General features: G+C 62.2%; 2 pseudogenes. One reads left to right on the top strand and one right to left on the bottom strand.

Features of this window, described 5'->3' with window-relative positions:
- Positions 1–124 (bottom strand): annotated as a pseudogene (locus tag RA19_RS27600) (SDR family NAD(P)-dependent oxidoreductase); the annotation flags it as partial.
- 74 nt (positions 125–198) lie between these two features.
- Here RA19_RS27600 and RA19_RS25355 point away from each other — a divergent pair.
- A pseudogene (locus RA19_RS25355) lies at positions 199–397 on the top strand (methyltransferase); the annotation flags it as partial.

Genomic DNA, 397 nt, shown 5'->3' with positions numbered 1-397 from the left:
CCACACCTTCCGCCTCAACCGGCTCGCGCGATGTGCCGATAACCCGCCAGCCCTCAGCCGGCAGACGCGGCGCAAGCGCCCGGGCAGTATAGCCAAATCCAAGACAAAGCAGCGTTTTCTTCATGGCTCTTAGATGCGTTGGCGGCAGGCCGGGCGCAAGGGTTGATTCGAATCCGCTTCCGCCTTTTCATGGCGCCCATGGACAAACAGAAACCGGGACTTTCAGACGCCTACGCCCTGCAGACGCCCACGGATTCCAAACGGCTTTATGCAGGCTGGGCCAGCTCATACGATCAGGATTTCGCCGCCGGGCAGGATTACCTTCTGCCCGGATTGACTGCCAAGGCCTTTGCCGCCGCCGGAGGAGAAGGTCCGGTGCTGGATGTCGGTGCGGGCA

This window comes from Leisingera sp. ANG-M1 (assembly GCF_000813745.1).
GTDB lineage: Bacteria > Pseudomonadota > Alphaproteobacteria > Rhodobacterales > Rhodobacteraceae > Leisingera.
The sequence above is the reverse complement of the archived record's forward strand: the minus strand, read 5'-3'. Positions and strand labels throughout refer to the sequence as shown.